Annotated in this window: 14 protein-coding genes; 4 read left to right on the forward strand and 10 right to left on the reverse strand. The window is 53.3% G+C overall.

Going from position 1 to position 19,262, the window contains the following annotated elements; all coding sequences use genetic code 11:
• Positions 1 to 46: 46 nt before the first annotated feature.
• From GUC46_RS02410 to gltB, 5 genes are all read right to left on the reverse strand, one after another.
• Positions 47 to 1,327 (reverse strand): cytosine deaminase, encoded by a 1,281-nt coding sequence (locus GUC46_RS02410; RefSeq protein WP_160179705.1) that lies wholly within the window; start codon positions 1,325 to 1,327, stop codon positions 47 to 49.
• Entirely contained in the window at positions 1,317 to 2,567 is a 1,251-nt protein-coding gene (codB, locus tag GUC46_RS02415) for a cytosine permease (protein WP_003839920.1), read from the reverse strand. Before codB ends, GUC46_RS02410 begins: the two co-directional genes overlap by 11 nt.
• A 137-nt stretch (positions 2,568 to 2,704) precedes the next feature.
• Positions 2,705 to 3,787: a YhcG family protein gene (locus GUC46_RS02420; protein ID WP_003844834.1), complete on the reverse strand. Its 1,083-nt coding sequence runs from the start codon at positions 3,785 to 3,787 to the stop codon at positions 2,705 to 2,707.
• A gap of 199 nt (positions 3,788 to 3,986) precedes the next feature.
• Positions 3,987 to 5,405 carry a glutamate synthase small subunit gene (locus GUC46_RS02425; protein ID WP_160179707.1) on the reverse strand — a complete coding sequence of 473 codons (1,419 nt, stop codon included), beginning with the start codon at positions 5,403 to 5,405 and terminating at the stop codon, positions 3,987 to 3,989.
• Positions 5,406 to 5,417: 12 nt separating this feature from the next.
• Positions 5,418 to 9,878 carry a glutamate synthase large subunit gene (gltB, locus tag GUC46_RS02430; RefSeq protein WP_160179709.1) on the reverse strand — a complete coding sequence of 1,487 codons (4,461 nt, stop codon included), beginning with the start codon at positions 9,876 to 9,878 and terminating at the stop codon, positions 5,418 to 5,420.
• A 684-nt stretch (positions 9,879 to 10,562) separates the two neighbouring features.
• Between gltB and GUC46_RS02435 the strand changes: the two genes are divergently transcribed.
• The 4 genes from GUC46_RS02435 to mtgA all read left to right on the forward strand — a co-directional run bounded on the left by GUC46_RS02435 (position 10,563) and on the right by mtgA (position 15,623).
• Positions 10,563 to 11,492 (forward strand): TIGR01212 family radical SAM protein, encoded by a 930-nt coding sequence (locus GUC46_RS02435; RefSeq protein WP_003025090.1) that lies wholly within the window; start codon positions 10,563 to 10,565, stop codon positions 11,490 to 11,492.
• Positions 11,493 to 11,687: 195 nt separating this feature from the next.
• The gene (gene arcB / locus GUC46_RS02440; RefSeq protein WP_003025089.1) at positions 11,688 to 14,024 is read left to right on the forward strand and encodes an aerobic respiration two-component sensor histidine kinase ArcB; all 2,337 of its coding nucleotides are present in this window, start codon (positions 11,688 to 11,690) and stop codon (positions 14,022 to 14,024) included.
• Between the two features lie 229 nt (positions 14,025 to 14,253).
• Positions 14,254 to 14,907, forward strand: a complete 654-nt coding sequence (elbB, locus tag GUC46_RS02445; protein ID WP_130715077.1) for an isoprenoid biosynthesis glyoxalase ElbB — start codon at positions 14,254 to 14,256, stop codon at positions 14,905 to 14,907.
• Positions 14,904 to 15,623, forward strand: coding sequence for a monofunctional biosynthetic peptidoglycan transglycosylase (gene mtgA, locus GUC46_RS02450; protein WP_003839927.1), 720 nt, complete (start codon positions 14,904 to 14,906; stop codon positions 15,621 to 15,623). The genes elbB and mtgA overlap by 4 nt, the downstream gene beginning before the upstream one ends.
• A 130-nt stretch (positions 15,624 to 15,753) precedes the next feature.
• On the opposite strand, the gene npr is transcribed toward mtgA, so the two are convergent.
• The 5 genes from npr to rpoN form a co-directional block, all read right to left on the reverse strand.
• Positions 15,754 to 16,026 (reverse strand): PTS phosphocarrier protein NPr, encoded by a 273-nt coding sequence (npr, locus tag GUC46_RS02455; protein WP_003025086.1) that lies wholly within the window; start codon positions 16,024 to 16,026, stop codon positions 15,754 to 15,756.
• On the reverse strand, positions 16,023 to 16,877 hold the full coding sequence (rapZ, locus tag GUC46_RS02460; protein ID WP_003025085.1) for an RNase adapter RapZ: 855 nt from the start codon (positions 16,875 to 16,877) through the stop codon (positions 16,023 to 16,025). Before rapZ ends, npr begins: the two co-directional genes overlap by 4 nt.
• A gap of 45 nt (positions 16,878 to 16,922) precedes the next feature.
• Positions 16,923 to 17,414, reverse strand: coding sequence for a PTS IIA-like nitrogen regulatory protein PtsN (gene ptsN, locus GUC46_RS02465; RefSeq protein ID WP_003025083.1), 492 nt, complete (start codon positions 17,412 to 17,414; stop codon positions 16,923 to 16,925).
• A gap of 83 nt (positions 17,415 to 17,497) precedes the next feature.
• Positions 17,498 to 17,785: a ribosome hibernation promoting factor gene (gene hpf, locus GUC46_RS02470; protein WP_003025078.1), complete on the reverse strand. Its 288-nt coding sequence runs from the start codon at positions 17,783 to 17,785 to the stop codon at positions 17,498 to 17,500.
• Positions 17,786 to 17,807: 22 nt separating this feature from the next.
• The gene (gene rpoN / locus GUC46_RS02475) at positions 17,808 to 19,241 is read right to left on the reverse strand and encodes an RNA polymerase factor sigma-54 (protein ID WP_003025074.1); all 1,434 of its coding nucleotides are present in this window, start codon (positions 19,239 to 19,241) and stop codon (positions 17,808 to 17,810) included.
• Between the last annotated feature and the right edge of the window lie 21 nt (positions 19,242 to 19,262).

A 19,262-nucleotide genomic window follows, 5' to 3' on the forward strand; every position in this document is an offset into this window, starting at 1 on the left:
GTGTCGGATGGCAAGGCTTGCGCCATCCGACACTGGATAGAACAACTTAGCGCTTAAACGTCACTGCTTCCGGCTGCGTCAGATGCAGCGTGGTCTGGCTTGGCACTGTCTCAGCAATGACTCGCCCGTGACGAATGGAATAACGGGCAGGCGTCTGGCGACGAACCGCGTCAAACCCATTTTCTGCCGCTAAAATCACCAGATTTCCGGAGTTTCCCACGTTCAGACCGTAATCCTGCAGGTGCAGGGTTTTCGCACTGTGGGTGGTAACCAGGTTCAGCCCATCGTTGATCTGTCCGTATCCCATCAGCTGACACACATGTAATCCCATATGCAGTACCTGCAGCATATTGGCGGTGCCCAGCGGATACCATGGGTCGAAGACGTCATCATGGCCGAAGCAGACGTTGATCTCCGCTTCCAGCATCTCTTTGACGCGCGTTACGCCGCGACGTTTAGGATACGTATCAAAGCGCCCTTGCAGGTGAATATTTACCAGTGGGTTCGCGACAAAGTTAATGCCGGACATTTTCAACAGGCGAAAGAGGCGGGAAGCATACGCGCCGTTATAGGAATGCATTGCCGTGGTATGGCTGGCGGTCACGCGTTCGCCCATATTGTCACGATGCGCCAGCGCCGCGACGGTTTCAACAAAGCGTGACTGCTCATCGTCAATTTCGTCGCAGTGCACATCGATAAGCCGATCGTATTTCTGCGCCAGAGCGAAAATTTTGTGCAGAGACTCAACGCCATATTCACGCGTAAATTCAAAGTGGGGGATCGCGCCAATGACGTCTGCGCCCAAACGCACGGCTTCCTCTAATAGCGCTTCACCGTTGGGGTAAGAAAGAATGCCCTCTTGCGGGAAGGCGACAATTTGCAGCTCTACCCACGGCGCGACTTCTTGCTTCACCTCCAGCATGGCTTTCAGTGCCGTCAGCGTCGGATCGGAAACGTCAACGTGCGTGCGGGCATATTGGATGCCGTTGGCCATCTGCCACTTCAGCGTCTGCATGGCGCGCGCTTTGACGTCTTCGTGCGTGAGCATTGCCTTACGTTCGGCCCAACGCTCAATGCCTTCAAATAACGTACCAGACTGGTTCCAGCTCGGCTCGCCTGCGGTTTGCGTGGTGTCCAGATGGATATGTGGCTCAACGAACGGTGGAATGGCCAGGCCGCCTTCGGCATCAAGCACTTCGCCCAGCGGTAACGTGGCGGTGTCCTGTGGCTCAATCCGGCTGAAGCGCCCGTTTTCAATCGTGAGCTGCCACAATCCTTCGCGTCCCTGTAAACGTGCCTGACGAAGGGTGATGTTATTATTCTGCATGGCTGACCTCTGGTGATTTAGCAAGGCTGCGATTGAAAAGTGGATTCAGCAGGATATAGCTGAATACGCCGCCAAGTACGGCGTTGACGGGCACAATACCGGGAATATAGTGACCTGCGGCAATGCCCAATGCAACGGACAGGATCGCTATCCAGTTTACGGAAATAAATTGCGCTTTGCTGAAGTCGGCATAGCGACGATGGTTCAGCAGATAGTCGGCGATGATCACCCCGCCGATCGGGGGAATTGCTGCCGACAGAAAAGTCAGCCAACCGACAAAGTTATTGTAAAGCCATAGCGCGCACAATGTGCCGATAATACCGTTAGCCACCGACAGTGTACGGCTGGAAAGGCCGGTAATATTGGCAAATCCCAGACCTGAGGCATACAGCGCATTGTCGTTAGTCGTCCAGATGTTCAGACCGAGCACTACAATCGCGGGCAGCAGCAGTCCCTGGGCAATCATCACGTCAGAGATATCCGCCTGTCCAACCGCAGCCGCGCCCGCAGCGCCGAAGATAAACATCAAGGAGTTGCCAAGGAAAAACGCCACCATGGCAATCAGCACCGCGCCTTTGGCGTTGCGACCAAAGCGAACGAAGTCGGCGGTTAATGTTCCTGCGCTGACAAACGAACCGACCACCAGCGCCAGGGCGGTGGAGAAATTCAACGGCGTCTGCGGCACTATCTCTTTTAAATGGTCTAAACCGCCGACATCACTCACCGCCAGCCAGACGGAGTAGCTGCCAAGAACGACGATGGCAGGCACGGCGATGATAGATAAAACGGTCAGCGCCGAGATGCCAAAAAAGATGGTCAGGGTCATCAACAGACCGGAAACCGCAATCAGGATATTGACGTCAATTCCCGTCGCTTTGCCCACCGGGATAGCAAACATAGCCACACCCACGCCAAACCAGCCTACCTGCGTACCGCCTAACAACAGTGAAGGAAGCCATGAACCTTTCAAACCAAATGAGTAACGCGCCAGAAGGTGGGTTGAGAGCCCTGTTTTTGCGCCGATAAAACCGAGAAATGCAGTGTAAATACCGAGGAGAAGATTACCGAAGAGAACTGCCAGGAAGAAATCATTATAGGAAAGACCGGTACCAAGTGTGCCACCGGTCCACATACTGGCGGAAAAAAATGTAAGCCCCAACATGACAAATGTTAGTGGAACCACGCCTTTCCGCGCCGCCAGAGGGACGGGTCCCTGGCTATAATTGTTGTCCTGCGACACAACGCCTCCATGAATTTTGCCCAAAAAATCCGCCGCATAATATACAGTTCTCAGAATAAAGCAAACGATTACGTATAATCTTTACATGGTTATTATTTATGGTGTTGATGATTGCGTTGATTTTCCTTGGTCGACAGTTAACCCGCGTCTGTGAGTTGAGTTCCCAGCATGGTTTGTGAACGAATGAGCTCGTCTGCAAGTAATTTTTCATCAGGTAGCTGTACTTTGTACTCGCTCGCCTGGATGGTATTCGGTAGGCCGTTCAACGCATAGTGCGCTTCCCCCGCCCCTTTTCCTGCGCACAGAATCAGCCCGACTGGCGGATTTTCCCCCGGCATCGTCCAATGTTCTTTGGCATAGTTCAGATACATATTCATCTGCCCGGCATCCGCATAGCTGAATTTGCCTACTTTTAGATCAACGAGCAACAGGCAGCGTAAACGACGATGAAAGAACAGCAGATCGACGCGGAACCAGTTATCGTCAATGCGCAATCGACGCTGACGGCCAACAAAAGCAAAATCGTCGCCGAGCTCCAGCATAAAGTCCATCAGGTGATTGATCAGCGCCTCTTCAAGATCCGATTCTGAATACTCATCCTTGAGGCCAAGAAACTCCAGAATGAACGGATCGCGGATGGCCTTTTCAGGCAAGACTTCAGGCTCCGTCGGGACTGCCTTCTGCAACATGGCGGATTTGTCGCGGGACAACAGCGTCCGCTCATAAAACTGAGTGGCAATTTGTCGATTGAGCTGCCGTACTGACCAGCCGTTACGGAGAGTCTCTTTCTCATAAAAAGTGCGGGCATCGGCATTTTTAACAGACAAGAGGCGGACATACGCCGACCAGGGTAGTGGGAATGTTTTGGCGAGTTGTATGAGATTTTGAGATTCACCAGACAGTGTCTGCTGAATCTCAATTTGTTGAAAATAAAGATAAAACATACGCATTTGCCGTATGTTTACCATGGAAAACCCCCGTTTATAGCGTTGGTTTAGATCCACTGACAACCGTTCAATAAGCTGAGCGCCATAGGCTGCCCGGGATTCACCACCTTGCTCAAATTCAACAATTCGTCGACCAATTTCCCAGTAGGTCGCCGTCATTAGTGCATTGATACTACGGACAGTTTCTGTACGCGCGGTGTCCAGTAGTCGAACAATTCCGTTATGGATTTGCTGATAGTCATCTGCATCCTGAAGTGACGTCGGCGTGGTCATACTTCATCCCTTTCGTGAAAGTTACGGTGTAAAAATATTCCGCGATCAATACGCCCGGGTGCTGAAGTGGTCAATCCACATTCTACTAATTACAAAGACTTGCAGTCTTAATTGCGAGTAGCTTTCAAAGAATGGTGGAGAAATACGGAGAAAAAAAGCCCCTGTCGACAAACGTGAACAGGGGCCAGAGAAGGCTCTTTTACACTTCCAGGTAATTCAGAATCCCGTCTGCCGCTTTACGACCTTCGGCAATCGCGGTGACCACCAGATCCGAACCGCGCACGATGTCGCCACCGGCGAAGATTTTCGGGTTGCTGGTCTGGAAAGCGTTGTCGCTACGTTCCGGGGCAATAATGCGCCCCTGTGAATCCAGTTCGACGCTGTGCTCTTTCAACCATTCCATGCTATGTGGGCGGAAACCAAACGCCAGGACCACGGCATCAGCCGGAACAACGTGCTCGGAGCCAGCGACGATCTCCGCACGGCGACGTCCCTTCGCATCCGGTTCGCCCATTTCAGTGCGCGCCATTTTCACGCCGCACACTTTCCCGTTGGCATTCACTTCCACACCTAAAGGCTGGACGTTGAACTGGAACTCGACGCCTTCTTCGCGCGCGTTTTTCACTTCGCGTTTCGAACCCGGCATGTTCTCTTCATCGCGACGATAGGCGCAGATAACGTGCGATGCTTCCTGACGTACGGAGGTGCGCACGCAGTCCATCGCGGTATCGCCACCGCCGAGCACGACGACACGTTTGCCTTCCATGCTGATATATGGCTCATTGCTGCTTTCGCCAAAGCCCATCAACTGTTTGGTATTGGCAATCAGGAACGGCAGGGCATCAAACACGCCATCAGCGTCTTCGTTTTCCAGCCCGCCGCGCATCGACTGATAGGTTCCTACGCCAAGGAACACGGCGTCGTAATCCTTCAGCAAATCATTGAGCTGTACGTCACGGCCTACTTCCACGTTGAGTTTGAACTCAATGCCCATGCCGGTGAAGATTTCACGGCGACGGGTCATGACCTCTTTTTCCAGCTTGAAGGCTGGGATACCGAAGGTCAGCAAGCCGCCGATTTCCGGGTGACGGTCAAATACCACCGCCTTTACGCCGTTGCGGGTCAGCACATCAGCACAGGCCAGGCCCGCTGGCCCCGCACCGATAATCGCCACGCGCTTGTCCGTCTGGCGAACGCCGGTCATATCCGGACGCCAGCCCATCTCGAACGCTTTATCGTTGATATAGCGCTCAATATTGCCGATAGTTACCGCGCCAAACTCATCGTTCAGCGTACAGGATCCTTCACACAGTCGATCCTGCGGGCATACACGGCCACAGACTTCCGGCAAGGTGTTGGTCTGGTGCGAAAGCTCTGCCGCTTCAAAAATACGTCCCTCATTCGCCAACTTCAGCCAGTTCGGGATGTAGTTATGCACCGGACACTTCCACTCGCAGTACGGGTTACCGCAGGACAGGCAGCGATCTGCCTGTGCTTTGGCCTGACTTTCAGAAAACGGCTCGTAGATCTCGATAAATTCGATCTTACGGATCTTCAGCGGCTTCTTCGGCGGATCAACACGCTGCAGGTCGATAAATTGGTATACGTTCTGACTCATTGCTGCTACCCCTTACTGCGCCTGCACACGCAGCTCTGCTGCGCTACGACTACGGTGACCCAACAGTGCTTTCACATCACTGGATTTTGGTTTTACCAGCGCGAATTTCGCCGAGAATGCTGGCCAGTTCGCCAGGATCTCTTCGCCGTGAGAAGAACCGGTATGCTGTACGTGCTCGGTAATCAGGCCGCGCAGGTGCTCTTCGTGGATCGCCAGCGAGTCCACGCTCAGCACTTCGACCAGTTCCGGGTTTACGCGTTTGCGGAATTCACCGTCTTCGTCGAGCACGTAGGCGAATCCGCCGGTCATGCCCGCGCCGAAGTTAACGCCGGTTTTGCCGAGAATACAGACGATGCCGCCGGTCATGTATTCACAGCCGTTGTCGCCAATACCTTCAACCACGGTGATTGCGCCAGAGTTACGCACTGCAAAGCGCTCACCCGCACGACCCGCAGCAAACAGGCGACCACCGGTGGCGCCATACAGGCAGGTGTTACCGATGATGCTCGCTTCATGGCTACGGAAAGCAGAGCCAACCGGAGGACGCACTGCCAGCAGACCACCCGCCATGCCTTTACCGACATAGTCGTTGGCATCGCCGGTCAGATACAGCTCCACGCCGCCCGCGTTCCACACGCCAAAGCTCTGGCCTGCAGTACCGCTGAAGTGCGCTTTGATCGGGTCAGACGCCAGCCCCTGATCGCCATGCGTCTGAGCGATATAGCCCGACAGCGATGCGCCGACGGAACGGTCGGTGTTGCGGATATCGAACCAGAAGGTTTTGCTCTGGCGCTCGTCGACGAACGGCTTCGCCTGCTGCAACAGCTGGGCGTTCAGCACGCCATTATCAAACGGTGGGTTGTTCTCGGTGCAATGCAGCGCTTTACCCGGATGCGGTTCGGCGGTTTCCAGCAGACGAGACAGCTCCAGCTTCTGTTGCTTGGCAGTGAAGCCATCCAGCTCTTTGAGCAGGTCGGTGCGACCAATCAGATCCACCAGGCGGGTAACGCCCAGCGAGGCCATCAGCTCGCGCACTTCACGGGCGATAAATTCAAAGTAGTTGGTCACTTTGAACGGCAGGCCGTGATAGTGGTTCTTACGCAGTTTCTCATCCTGAGTTGCAACACCGGTTGCGCAGTTGTTCAGGTGGCAAATACGCAGGTATTTGCAGCCCAGCGCCACCATCGGGCCGGTACCGAAGCCAAAGCTTTCTGCACCCAGAATTGCCGCTTTAATGATATCGACGCCGGTTTTCAGACCGCCATCGACCTGCAGACGAATCTTGTGACGCAGACCGTTAGCCACCAGCGCCTGCTGGGTTTCCACCAGGCCGAGTTCCCACGGGCAGCCCGCATATTTCACTGATGAGAGCGGGCTTGCGCCAGTGCCGCCATCGTAGCCAGCAATGGTGATCAGATCCGCATAGGCTTTCGCTACGCCAGTGGCGATGGTACCAACGCCTGGTTCGGAAACCAGCTTCACCGAGATCATCGCCTTCGGGTTGACCTGTTTCAGGTCGAAAATCAGCTGCGCTAAATCCTCGATAGAGTAGATATCGTGGTGCGGCGGCGGGGAGATCAGCGTCACGCCCGGTACGGAATAGCGTAGTTTGGCGATGTACGGGGTGACTTTATCACCTGGTAACTGACCGCCTTCGCCAGGTTTCGCGCCCTGAGCGACTTTAATCTGAATGACATCGGCATTGACCAGGTATGCCGGGGTTACGCCAAAGCGACCGGAAGCAACCTGCTTAATGCGTGACACTTTATTGGTGCCGTAGCGCGCCGGGTCTTCGCCGCCTTCACCGGAGTTCGAGTTGCCGCCGATGCTGTTCATCGCTTCGGCCAGCGCTTCGTGTGCTTCGGGGCTTAATGCGCCGATAGACATGGCGGCGGTATCAAAGCGTTTAAACAATTCGGTCGCGGGTTCTACTTCGCTAATGCTTACGGCTTCATCGCCAGGCGTAATCGCCAGCAGATCGCGCAGCGTGGCCGCCGGACGCTCATTAACCAGCTTGGCGTATTCCTGATAGTCACTGTACTCGCCGCTTTGTACCGCCTGCTGCAGAGTGCGTACCACGTCCGGGTTGTAGGCGTGGTATTCGCCGCCGTGGACGTACTTCAGCAAACCGCCCTGGCTGATAGGTTTACGCGCCAGCCATGCATGTTTGGAGAGGTTCAGCAGATCCTGCTGGAAGTCGGTAAACCCTGCACCGCTAATACGGCTGACCACGCCCTGGAAGCACAACGCAACCACATCATCGTGCAGACCAACGGCTTCAAACAGCTTCGAGCAGCGGTAGGAGGCAATGGTCGAGATGCCCATCTTGGACATGATTTTGTACAGACCTTTATTGATGCCGTTACGGTAGTTCAGCATCACGGTTCGGTAATCTTTGGCAATCGCCTGAGTGTCGATCAGACGTCCCAATGTTTCATACGCGAGATACGGATAGATTGCCGTCGCGCCAAAACCGAGCAGGACGGCAAAATGGTGCGGATCGCGGGCACTGGCGGTTTCAACGATGATGTTGGCGTCGCAGCGCAGGCTTTGTTCTACCAGACGCGTTTGCACTGCGCCCACGGCCATCGGCGCCGGAACCGGCAGACGATTTTTAGCGATGTTGCGGTCAGAGAGTACCAGCAGTACCGTGCCGTTGCGCACCATCTGTTCCGCCTTATCGCACAATGCTTTGACGGTCTCTTCGAGCGTAGTTTCGGTCGCGTCGAAGGTGATATCCAGACGGTCAGCGCGATAATGCTCCTCTTTCATGGTGGTGAGCTGGGTGAAATCGGAGTACAGCAGGATCGGCGATTTAAAGCTCAGGCGGTGTGCCTGACCTTCAGCTTCGCAGAAGACGTTCATCTCACGACCGATGCTGGTGGCCAGCGACATGACGTGCGCTTCACGCAGCGGGTCGATCGGCGGGTTGGTGACCTGCGCGAACTGCTGGCGGAAGTAGTCATAAATGATGCGCGGCTGGCTGGAGAGTACGGCAAACGGGGTATCGTCACCCATTGAACCGACCGCTTCCTGGCCGTTTTCACCGAGCACGCGGAGCACGGAATCCAGCTCTTCAGCGCTGTAGTTAAACTGTTTCTGATAGCTGGCGAGGGTGTCATCGTCCAGTTCACGGCTGCCGACCTGATCGTCAGCCAGGTCTTCGAACGGTACCAGGCGGCGGACGTTTTTCTCCATCCACTCTTTGTATGGGTGACGACTTTTCAGGTCATCATCGGTTTCGGCGGAGTGGAGAATGCGCCCGCTGCGAGTATCGATAACCATCAGCTCGCCAGGGCCGACGCGGCCTTTCTCTACCACTTCATCCGGCTGATAATCCCAGATCCCGACTTCAGAGGCGCAGGTAATCAGCTTGTCTTTGGTGATGACGTAGCGTGCCGGACGCAAGCCGTTACGGTCAAGGTTACAGGCGGCAAAGCGGCCGTCGGACATGACGATGCCCGCCGGACCGTCCCACGGTTCCATGTGCATGGAGTTGAAGTCAAAGAACGCGCGCAGCTCCGGATCCATATCCGGGTTGTTCTGCCATGCCGGTGGAACCAGTAAGCGCATGGCGCGGATGATGTCCATCCCGCCTGCCAGCAGCAGTTCCAGCATGTTATCCATCGAACTGGAGTCTGAGCCGGTTTCGTTAACAAACGGCGCGGCGTCGTGCAGATCCGGGATCAACGGGGTCTGGAACTTATAGGTACGGGCGCGCGCCCATTGGCGGTTGCCGGTGATGGTGTTGATTTCACCGTTGTGCGCCAGATAGCGGAACGGCTGCGCCAGCGGCCAGCGCGGTACGGTGTTGGTGGAGAAGCGCTGGTGGAACAGGCAGATGGCCGATTCCAGACGCAGGTCTGCCAGGTCCAGGTAGAAGCGCGGCAGATCGGCCGGCATACACAGACCTTTATAGATATTGACCAGGTTCGACAAGCTACAGACGTAGAAATCTTTGTCTTGCAGGAGGCGTTTTTCGATACGACGACGCGCGATGAACAGGCGACGCTCCATATCACGCGGACGCCAGCCCGCAGGGGCGTTAACAAAAATTTGCTCGATACGAGGCAGGGAGGAGAGCGCAATTTCACCGAGAACACCTTCGTTGGTCGGCACGTCGCGCCAGCCGACAATCGACAGGGTCTCCTGCTGTAATTCTTCTTCAACAATGCGACGAGAAGCTGCAGCCAGCTCAGGGTCTTTATTTAAAAAGATCATGCCGACGGCGTAGTTTTTGGCTAAACGCCAGCCGCGCTCTTGCGCCACGATGCGGAAAAAGCGGTCAGGTTTTTGTAACAGCAGGCCGCAACCATCGCCGGTTTTTCCATCGGCAAGAATTGCGCCACGGTGCTGCATACGGGCCAGTGCGTGTATGGCAGTACGCACTACCTTGTGGCTAGGTTCGCCTTCTATGTGGGCGATCAGGCCGAAACCACAGTTATCCCTCTCAAGGGATTTATCGTACAACATATCAGTGAACCTCCCCAGGCTCTGAGGGATTCCCATCTGGACCGTTGCGCACGGGCACACCAAGAGCATGGCGACGGGGTTTGCGTGTCATACGCTTACCTCGCATTCGCCCTCTTTATCCTTTTCGCACAGGTCAAACAAGTTTGAGGACTTGCTTCAGAGGGAATCTCAATTACTGCATAAATATGATGAGCAGACTGCTCATCCAGAAAGCTTCCAGCGGATTTCCAAGTTATCGGGAATCCACACACAGGTCAAATGGCAATCTTATTTATGCAAAAATGTGCTACAGGGCAATTAACTTTATGAAAATATTGAAATAAAAGGATTTTTTACATTGATTTAACCTAAGAGGAATCCCCCTGGAAGTGTGATCTGTCTCACTGTAAGAAAGGCTGGATATCCCTCGTCCTCCCTTTATTTATCGAGATAACTGGCATTTTATGCTGGTTTTTGGAGTTCAGGCGTCTTAAAGATACTGTTTTTACGCTCAGAGTATAAGAAGATAAAAAAAACCGCTGAATATAAGGAAAAGTAATTAGATTTTGAGTGAATGAAATTTCAATTATTTTGATTTGTTATGCAATAAATAAAGGCTCGCCAGGGCGATTGATCCAGGTCATCGCCGACTGGGGCAAAAAATGGCAGGCTTTGGCCTCTTTTCAAGGCGCGGTCTACCAGATTATGCAGTTACAGAAATTAGTCAATATGTTTGGTGGGGATCTTTCTCGCCGTTATGGGCAAAAGGTTCATAAACTCACGCTGCACGGCGGCTTTAGCTGTCCAAATCGTGATGGCACCATCGGACGTGGCGGATGTACTTTCTGTAATGTCGCCTCGTTTGCCGATGAAACTCAGCAGCATCATTCCATTGCCGAGCAGCTTGAGCATCAGGCGCAGTTGGTCAATCGCGCCAGACGCTATCTGGCCTATTTCCAGGCCTATACCAGCACCTTTGCTGAAGTACAGGTGCTGCGGTCGATGTATCAGCAGGCGGTCAGCCAGGCCAGTATCGTCGGGTTATGCGTTGGGACGCGCCCCGACTGCGTGCCGGATGCGGTACTCGATCTGCTTTGCGAGTATAAAGACTTGGGTTATGAGGTATGGCTGGAACTTGGTCTGCAAACCGCACATGACAAAACCCTGCACCGTATTAACCGCGGTCATGATTTTGCCTGCTACCAGAACACCACGCGACTGGCGCGTGAACGCGGGCTGAAAGTCTGTTCGCACCTGATTGTCGGTCTGCCGGGAGAAGGACAGGCAGAATGCCTGCAAACCATGGAGCGTGTGGTGGAGACGGGTGTTGACGGTATTAAGCTGCATCCGCTGCATATTGTGAAAGGCAGTACGATGGCGAAAGCCTGGGAAGCCGGGCGGCTGAACGGAATTGAACTGGACGATTATACGGTTACCGCCGGGGAGATGATCCGCCATACGCCGCCAGAGGTGATTTATCATCGCATTTCCGCCAGCGCGCGTCGCCCAACGCTGTTAGCACCGCTATGGTGTGAAAATCGCTGGACTGGGATGGTTGAACTGGATAAGTACCTTAACGAGCACGGCGTGCAAGGCTCGGCGCTGGGTACGCCATGGGTGCAGCCGGTGATCTAACCCTCCGTAGGCCGGATAAGGTAAAGCCGACATCCGGCAATCTGCGCCTGCTTGCCTGATGGCGCTTCGCTTATTAGGCCTACGATTAACCTTCTACGGTCATTTCACTGATAACCTCCGCATTTCTTGCACATTCTCAAACGTCACGCCAAGAATTGAGTATTATTGTGCCAAGTTGTCGTGAAGGAACCCTCTATGAAGCAAATCCGTATGCTGGCGCAATATTACGTCGACCTAATGATGAAGTTGGGTCTGGTGCGCTTTTCGCTGCTGTTGGCGCTGGCTCTGGTCGTGTTGGCAATTGTGGTGCAGATGGCTGTCACCATGGTGCTGCATGGCCAGGTAGAAAGCATTGATGTTATCCGTTCTATCTTTTTTGGTCTGTTAATTACGCCTTGGGCTGTCTATTTCCTGTCAGTGGTGGTGGAGCAACTGGAAGAGTCCCGGCAACGCCTGTCACGACTGGTACAAAAGCTGGAAGAGATGCGCGAGCGCGATCTCAAGCTCAATGTGCAATTGAAAGATAATATAGCCCAGCTCAATCAGGAAATTGTTGAGCGCGAAAAAGCCGAAGCGGAGCGCCAGGAAACATTCGAGCAACTGAAGGTTGAAATCAAAGAGCGCGAAGAAGCGCAGATCCAGCTCGAGCAACAGTCTTCCTTTTTACGCTCTTTCCTTGATGCCTCGCCGGATCTGGTTTTTTATCGCAATGAAGATAAAGAATTTTCCGGCTGTAACCGTGCCATGGAACTGCTGACTGGCAAAAGCGAAAAGCAGCTGGTGAACTTAAAACCGGCTGACGTTTACTCTCCTGAAGCGGCTGAAAAGGTAATTGAAACCGACGAGAAGGTATTCCGTCATAACGTCTCACTCACCTACGAACAGTGGCTGGACTACCCGGACGGGCGCAAAGCCTGCTTTGAAATTCGTAAAGTGCCGTACTATGACCGCGTAGGTAAGCGACATGGCCTGATGGGTTTTGGGCGCGATATTACCGAGCGTAAGCGCTATCAGGATGCGCTTGAACGTGCCAGCCGTGATAAGACCACCTTCATTTCCACCATCAGCCACGAGCTGCGCACTCCGCTTAACGGCATTGTCGGCTTAAGCCGAATCCTGTTGGATACAGACCTGACCGCTGAGCAGGAAAAATACCTGAAAACCATCCATGTCTCGGCCGTGACGCTGGGGAATATTTTCAACGATATCATAGATATGGATAAGATGGAGCGACGTAAAGTCCAGCTCGATAACCAGCCTGTTGATTTCACCAGCTTTATGGCGGATCTGGAAAACCTTTCTGGCCTGCAGGCGCAGCAAAAAGGGCTGCGTTTTGTACTTGAGCCAACGTTACCGCTACCGCATAAGGTCATTACCGACGGCACGCGTTTGCGCCAGATTCTGTGGAATCTGATCAGCAACGCCGTGAAGTTCACTCAGCAGGGACAGGTGACCGTGCGGGCGCGCTATGACCAGGGCGATATGCTGCATTTCGAGGTTGAAGATTCTGGGATCGGCATTCCGCAGGATGAGCAGGATAAAATCTTCGCCATGTATTATCAGGTGAAGGACAGCAACGGCGGTAAACCGGCCACAGGAACCGGGATTGGTTTGGCCGTGTCGAAGCGTCTGGCGAAAAATATGGGCGGCGATATTACGGTTTCCAGCCAGGCAGGTAAAGGCTCCATCTTTACGCTGACCGTACATGCGCCTGCGGTAGCGGAAGAGATTGAAGACGCCTTTGAAGACGATGACATGCCGCTGCCAGCCCTGAATGTGCTGCTGGTGGAAGACATTGAACTAAACGTTATTGTTGCGCGTTCCGTGCTGGAAAAATTAGGCAACAGCGTGGATGTCGCGATGACCGGGAAAGCCGCGCTGGAAATGTTTACGCCGGGTGAATATGACTTGGTGCTGCTGGATATTCAGCTACCGGATATGACCGGTCTGGATATCTCGCGGGAGCTCACGCAAAAATACGCTCGTGAGGACCTTCCGCCGCTGGTTGCACTCACCGCCAACGTACTGAAAGATAAAAAAGAGTATTTGGACGCGGGGATGGATGACGTGCTGAGTAAGCCGCTGTCGGTTCCGGCGCTAACCGCCATGATCAAAAAATACTGGGATACCAGAAACGAAGAGGAGAGCACTGTGACATCTGAAGAAAGCAGTAAATCGCAAGCGCTGTTAGATATTCCTATGTTGGAACAATACCTCGAGCTGGTGGGACCGAAGTTAATTACCGACGGGCTGGCGGTGTTTGAGAAGATGATGCCGGGATATTTGAGCGTGCTGGAGTCAAACTTGACCGCACGGGATAAAAAAGGCGTGGTTGAGGAAGGTCATAAAATTAAAGGCGCAGCAGGTTCTGTGGGGCTGCGTCACCTGCAACAGTTAGGTCAGCAAATCCAGTCGCCGGACCTTCCCGCCTGGGAAGATAACGTTGCTGAATGGATTGAAGAGATGAAGCAGGAGTGGCAGCACGACGTGGCGGTATTAAAAGCCTGGGTGGCGAGCGTGGAAAAAAAATGACCCCGGCTTGACCGGGGTGCGCGAATACTGCGCCAACACCAGGGAAATCGTGGCTGCGCCGTAAATTATTATCATTGTTTACAAGGGCGCAGCCCTAATTTTCAGGCCGCACGCAGTTAAGATAGCAAATCTTAAATAATTTGTTACATGAATCAGTTAAATGTGTGAAGCGTAGCATTTAAATCATAATAACTAATATGTTTCAGCCAGTTGAGAAAGGAGTATCACGATGAAAAAAGTGGGTGTAGTGCTCAGTGGATGCGGCGTGTATGACGGTGCAGAGATCCATGAAACTGTTCTCACGCTTCTGGCCATTGCCCGCAACGGCGCTCAGGCCGTCTGCTTTGCTCCGGATAAACAGCAAGCGGATGTGATTAATCATCTGACCGGCGAGCCGATGCTGGAAACGCGTAATGTACTGATTGAAGCCGCACGTATAACACGCGGTGAAATTCGCCCGCTCGCTCAGGCAGTCTCAGCGGAACTGGATGCGTTGATCGTGCCGGGCGGGTTTGGTGCGGCCAAAAATCTGAGCAATTTTGCCAGTCAGGGCAGCGAATGCCGGGTTGACAGCGATTTAGCCGCGCTGGCGGTGGCTATGCATCAGGCGGGTAAGCCGCTGGGATTTATGTGCATTGCGCCCGCTTTGTTACCTAAAATTTTTGATTTCCCGCTGCGTCTGACCATCGGTACTGATATCGATACGGCAGAGGTGCTGGAAGAGATGGGCGCTGAACATGTGCCTTGTCCGGTTGATGACATTGTCGTCGATGAAGACAATAAAATCGTCACCACGCCCGCCTATATGCTGGCGCAGGACATTGCTCAGGCTGCGAGTGGCATCGATAAACTGGTATCGCGTGTGCTGGTGCTGGCTGAATGAGAACAGGAGTTACCGCCTTTCTGCGACGTATCTTTCTGCGGGCGGTCATTGTCCTCGGCGTATTCTGGGGCGGAGGCATCGCACTTTTCAGCGTGATGCCTGTACCTTTCTCGGCGGTGATGGTTGAACGGCAACTGGGCGCATGGCTGTCCGGTGATTTTGGTTATGTGGCGCACTCAGACTGGGTGAGTATGGACGAGATCTCACCGTGGATGGGACTGGCCGTTATTGCCGCGGAGGACCAGAAGTTTCCCGAGCACTGGGGATTCGATGTCTCCGCCATAGAGAAAGCGCTGGCGCACAATGAACGCAATGAAAACCGTATTCGCGGGGCGTCGACGTTATCGCAACAGACGGCGAAAAACCTCTTTCTGTGGGATGGACGTAGCTGGGTACGTAAAGGCCTTGAAGCCGGGCTAACGCTGGGTATGGAAACCGTCTGGAGCAAGAAACGTATTCTGACCGTTTACCTGAATATCGCTGAGTTTGGCGATGGGATTTTTGGCGTGGAGGCGGCGGCGCAGCGCTATTTCCATAAGCCTGCCAGTCGGTTGAGTCTGTCTGAAGCGGCCTTGCTGGCGGCGGTATTACCTAATCCTTTGCGTTTTAAAGCGAATGCGCCTTCTGGTTATGTGCGTAGCCGCCAGGCGTGGATCATGCGTCAAATGCGCCAGTTAGGCGGTGAGTCGTTTATGCGGGAAAATAAGTTGTATTAGTCGCTACTGTCGCTGTTTTTGTTGGCCTGATTTAAGTGCAGCGCATCAGGCACAATACGACACAATGGCATTGCCGGATGCGGCGTAAACGCCTTATCCGACCTACTGGCTACGTGTTAAAACCACTTGACTAATCTTCATCAAAACCTGAATTAAACAGGGCAACCACTGCGGCAAGGGCTTCAACTTCCTGCGGACCCGTGGCTTCAACTTCTATCTGACGCCCTTTGGCTGAATCCAGCATCAGCAGAGCGATAACGCTGTTGGCCTCGGCTTCCGTTCCTTCATCATTACGCAGCAAAACTTCTGCTTCGAAACCCTGCATCAATTCAAACAGTTTCATAGCTGGACGGGCATGCATGCCCAGCTTATTAGTGATTTCAACGGTTTGCTTCACGGTCATGATTTACGTTTTTCCAGCGTGCGATGGCGTGACTGCACGTTTTTACCGCGTGAGCGGAAGTAGTCTGCCAGCTGCTCTGCAATATACACCGAACGGTGCTTCCCGCCGGTACAACCGATGGCTACGGTGAGATAGCTACGGTTGTTGGTCTCCAGCATGGGTAACCATAGCTCAAGATAGCTGCGCGTCTGGTAGATAAAATTGTGTACTTCTGTGTGCCTGTCGAGGAACGCGGCGACGGGGCGGTCAAGACCGGTCATTGGGCGCAGCTTCGGATCCCAGTGCGGGTTAGGCAGGAAGCGCACGTCAAAGACGTAATCCGCATCAATCGGGATACCGTGTTTGAAACCAAAGGATTCGAAAACCATCGTCAATTCACGTTCACGTTTGCCCAACAGTCGGGTACGCAACATTTCTGCCAGTTCGTGTACGGACATTTCGGAGGTATCAACGATCAGGTCAGCGCGAGAGCGCAAAGGCTCAAGCAAATCGCTTTCCTTATCGATAGCGCTTTCCAGAGACAAGTTCTTGCTGGAGAGTGGGTGCAGGCGACGCGTGTCACTGTAGCGACGAATCAGCGTGTTACGGTCAGCATCAAGGAACAGCAGCTGTGGTGAGAAGCCTTCAGGCAGATTGTTCATTGCCTGCTCGAAAATCTCCGGGGACTCAGGCATGTTGCGCACATCAATGCTGACGGCCGCAGAAATCTGGCGATCGGCCAGAGTACGAGCCAGATCGGGCAACAGCACTACGGGAAGGTTATCCACGCAGTAAAAACCCATATCTTCCAGCGCACGCAGAGCGACAGATTTACCTGACCCTGAACGGCCGCTGACGATCATCAGTACCATGTACTGTTTCTCCTCACAACGACAAAAAAGGATGCCATTGGGTTGTTATGCTTCATCCTGTCCACCTTCGGTGTCCGTGATGATTTGATACAACTCCTGGTCACTCTGTGCGGCGCGCAGACGACGACAGATGGTTTTATCCGCCAGACGTTTTGCGACCAGTGACAACGTATGCAAATGCGTCTTGGTTTGGTCCGCCGGAACCAGCAGGGCGAACAGCAGATCGACTGGCTGATTATCAATAGCGTCGAAGGCGATAGGCGTTTCAAGTTGCACAAACACACCAACCGCGCGCATCGTGTCTTCTTCCAGCTTTCCATGCGGGATAGCAATACCATTACCGATGCCGGTACTGCCCATTTTTTCACGCGTCAGAATGGCCTCAAATACCACCTGAGAAGGCAAGCTGAGCTGTTTTGCCGCCAGTTCACTGATGATTTCCAGTGCGCGTTTCTTGCTTTGGCAGTGAACACCTGCGCGTGTACATTCCTGGTTAAGAACAGTGCTCAGTTGTAGAGTCGTATCGTTATTTGTCATAATTTCACCTAAGCGCTAACTGTACAAATGGCCCGTTGTGCTACACAACAGGCCGTCCTGCACCCGCTAACTGCCCGGACAAGTTAGTGCTGTTTCAGTTTATCTTTATGTTTTGTTAACTGCCGAGCCAGTTTATCAATTAAACCGTCAATGGCGGCGTACATATCCTGACCTTCCGCGCTGGCATGAATTTCGCCACCGTTCACATGCAGCGTTGCATCCGAGATATGTGTAACCTTCTCCACTTTCAACACAATATAGACCTGATTAATCCGGTCGAAATATTGTTCAAGCTTGGCAAATTTTGTATTAACAAAATCGCGCAGGGCTTCAGTGATTTCGACGTTGTTTCCAGTGATGTTGAGCTGCATAGTGTCTTCCTTATCGGTTGGGTCAGACCAGCTGTTTGCGCTGGTTAGACGGCGGAATGGATAAAGACTCTCGGTACTTCGCAACGGTGCGGCGTGCCACCATGATACCCTGTTCTGACAGCATAGAGGTTAACTTGCTGTCACTCAGTGGTTTCGCGGGGTTTTCCGCAGCAATTAATTTCTTCACCAGCGCACGGATCGCCGTGGATGAGGCTTCGCCTCCACCTTCAGTGTTAACGTGACTGGAAAAGAAATACTTCAATTCAAAAATGCCGCGCGGACTGTGCAGATACTTTTGCGTGGTCACACGGGAAATGGTCGATTCGTGCATCTCGACGGCCTGGGCGATATCCGCCAGCACCATCGGTTTCATAAACTCTTCACCTTGCTCAAAGAAGGCTTGCTGTTGCTCCACGATGCAGCGACTTACGCGCAGCAGTGTATCATTGCGGCTTTCCAGGCTTTTAATCAGCCACTTCGCATCCTGTAGATTGCTACGGATAAACTGACTGTCGGCATCGTTGCGCGCGCTATTGCACATAGCGGCGTAGTGCTGGTTAATCTGCAGTCGTGGGATGCTGTCGCTGTTGAGTTCGACCACCCAGCGATCGTTATGCTTACGCACCAGCACATCCGGAATAACGTATTCTGGTTCGCCAGTCTGGATCGACTGCCCAGGCCTTGGATCCAGTGACTGAATAAGATTGACGGCTTCTTTTAGCACGTCTTCTTTTAGTCGGGTCACGCGCATCAGCGTGCGGAAGTCATGGTTGGCTAACAGATCGAGATGATCGCTGATGATCAGGCGCGCTTCTTCCAGCCACGGTGTGGCTTTATCAAACTGCGAAAGTTGGATCAGTAAGCAGTCGCGGAGATCTTTGGCGGCCACGCCTACGGGATCAAAGCGCTGAACGCGTTTAAGCACGGCTTCGATTTCGTCCATACCGACGTCGTCATCGCCCATGCTTTCGAGAATATCGTCCAGGGTCACGGTGAGATAACCGGTTTCGTCTACCGCATCCACAATGGATGTCGCAATGGCGCGATCGGTATCCGAGAACGGGGTCAGTTCCACTTGCCACATCAGGTAATCCTGTAGTGATTGCGTGGTCTCACCTTGATACACAGGCAGCTCGTCGTCGATGTAATCTCCGCTGGTGCCCGAAGGCGTCCCGGCGGTATAAATTTCATCCCAACTGGCATCGAGTGGCAGCTCCTCAGGCATCTCTTTTTGTTCGAGAGCATCAGCGGTGTCGAGGGTTTCGCTGTCCTGTTTTTCCTGGGTATCAATTTCGTCGTGAAGATCGGTTTGCTCGAGCAGTGGGTTACTTTCCAGCGCTTGCTGAAGTTCTTGCTGAAGTTCCAGCGTGGACAGCTGCAACAGACGGATAGCCTGTTGTAGCTGAGGCGTCATCGCCAGTTGTTGGCTAAGCCTGAGTTGCAAACCTTGCTTCATGTTCAGAGTTGTTTTCTCCTG

This window comes from Citrobacter sp. LUTT5, assembly GCF_009905315.1.
GTDB classification, from domain to species: domain Bacteria; phylum Pseudomonadota; class Gammaproteobacteria; order Enterobacterales; family Enterobacteriaceae; genus Citrobacter; species Citrobacter freundii.